The organism is Mesorhizobium sp. L2C066B000 (assembly GCF_000502335.1).
Taxonomy (GTDB): Bacteria; Pseudomonadota; Alphaproteobacteria; order Rhizobiales; family Rhizobiaceae; genus Mesorhizobium.
This window is the reverse complement of sequence record NZ_AYWZ01000048.1, coordinates 1-1,883: the sequence shown is the minus strand read 5'-3', so window position 1 is coordinate 1,883 and position 1,883 is coordinate 1. Positions and strand designations below refer to the sequence as shown.

The following is a 1,883-nucleotide window of genomic DNA, read 5'->3' as shown; positions in this document are numbered from 1 at the left end:
GAACCACCACGAAAGCGCAAGTTTCAGTCCATGCCAAAGCTATCTTAGCGCCTATGCCCACAAGGGGGAGGGTGAAGTAGCTCAGCTTGCCAGCCGGCTTACCATCTCGTGCTGCGCATAAGCGCGCCCAAAACGATTGGCGAGAAACGCATCCAGCGCGATGTTTTCCTGCTTGACGAAGCCGGTCGCCGGCAAGGTGCCGTCGGCCAGCATGTCGAGCACGGCGCAGATGCCGGAGGCGGTGGTGATCTGGATTGCGCTGCGCACCTGGTTGCCGATGCGCTGCGAATAGATCTTGTTGGCGTAGGTTTCCTGCAGCAGGCGGCCATTGCGGCGGCCCGAGACGGTGACGAAGACGATGACCACATCCTGCAGCGTTGCCGGCAGGGCGCTCTCGAAGATATCCTTCAGCACGTCGCGGCGGTGGCGCAGGCCGAGGTCGTTGAGCAGCGCCTTCATGATCGCCGCGTGGCCGGGATAGCGGATGGTGCGGTAGTTCAGCGTGCGCACCTTGCCCTTCAGCGTCTCGGCCAGCGTGCCGAGCCCACCGGAGGTGTTGAAGGCCTCATAGGTGACGCCGTCGAGCGAGAACTCTTCGCGCTCCTCCAGCGGCGGCACTTCGATCAGCTCGCCCTCGACGATCGCCTCGCAGGGTTCGCAATATTCGTTGATGACGCCGTCGGTGCTCCATGTCAGATTGTAGTTCAGCGCATTGGACGGGTATTGCGGCAGCGCGCCGACGCGCATGCGAACGCTTTCCAGCGTGTCGAAGCGGCTGGCGAGATCATTGGCGACGATCGAGATGAAGCCCGGCGCAAGGCCGCATTGCGGAATGAACGCGCCCTTGCCCGAACGCGCCAGTTCCTTGACGCGGCGGGTGGAGATGACGTCCTCGGTCAAATCGAGATAGTGGACGCCGGTTGCGGCGGCCGCTTCGGCGATGCGTGTGGTCAAATGGAAGGGCGCGGCGCTCAGCACGGCGAAGGCGCCGGCAAGGGTGGCCTCGAGTGCGCCGGGAGTAGCGATGTCTAGCTCCAGCGACTCGACGCCGGTGGGGAGTTCGGCTGCTGCCAGCTGGGCGGCGGCGCGGTCGACGACAGTGACGTGGTAGTCGGCGGTGTCGGCGAGCATGCCTGCAATGGTCGAGCCGATCTTGCCGGCGCCGACGACGATGATTTTCTTCATGATCCGATCCCTCGTAAAAGCTCTTTGGCCCAGACCGCTGCAGGGTGGGCACCATGCTTCTGAGAATCGCAGCTTGCCTGGCGAAAGGAAGCGTGGAATTGTACGAAACGTACCCTGTCTTTGGCGATACGACGACAAGGTTCGTCGAAATGCTTAGTGAACCCGAACAAAGACTGCTTTCCCTGCTGCGTGCCAATGCCCGGGCGTCGACCGCCGAACTGGCGCGCCAGCTCGGCGTGTCGCGCACCACCGTGCAAAGCCGCATCGAGCGGCTGGAACAGCGCGGCATCATCACCGGCTATGGCGTGCGGATGGCGCCGGACTACGAGCAGGGGCTGGTGCGGGCGCATGTGCTGCTCACCGTCACGCCCAAGCTCGCCGACAAGGTGGTGCGGGCGCTGCAGGCGCTGCCGCCGGTGAGGACGCTGCATTCGGTGAGCGGCAATTTCGACATGACCGTCATCGTCGACGCGCCGTCGATCAGGGACCTGGATGCGTTGCTGGACGAGATCGGCGCGATGGACGGGGTCGAGCGGACGTCGTCGTCGATTATTTTGTCGACACGGATCGATCGGTAGGTGGAACGCATGAGCCGCTAATCTCCCCCGTGCGGGCATAGGCGCTAAGATAGGTGTTGCCCTGCGGAATCGGGTGTGATTCTACACTGCGATGACACACGAATCGCTTGTTGATGACGG

Annotated in this window: 2 protein-coding genes; one reads left to right on the top strand and one right to left on the bottom strand. The window is 63.3% G+C overall.

Annotated features, from left to right (window positions below; translation table 11 throughout):
* Positions 1-81: 81 nt before the first annotated feature.
* A complete protein-coding gene (locus X733_RS136530; RefSeq protein WP_023736719.1) occupies positions 82-1,185 on the bottom strand; it encodes a saccharopine dehydrogenase family protein in 1,104 nt (367 codons plus the stop codon).
* Positions 1,186-1,334: 149 nt separating this feature from the next.
* On the opposite strand from X733_RS136530, the gene X733_RS136535 reads away from it, so the two are divergent.
* Positions 1,335-1,763, top strand: a complete 429-nt coding sequence (locus X733_RS136535) for an Lrp/AsnC family transcriptional regulator (RefSeq protein WP_031194405.1) — start codon at positions 1,335-1,337, stop codon at positions 1,761-1,763.
* Positions 1,764-1,883: the final 120 nt, after the last annotated feature.

Excerpts from the sequence above, each read along its gene's own strand:
- X733_RS136535 (WP_031194405.1), top strand. The coding sequence starts at position 1,335 with ATGCTTAGTGAACCCGAACAAAGACTGCTTTCCCTGCTGCGTGCCAAT.
- X733_RS136530 (WP_023736719.1), bottom strand. The coding sequence starts at position 1,185 with ATGAAGAAAATCATCGTCGTCGGCGCCGGCAAGATCGGCTCGACCATT.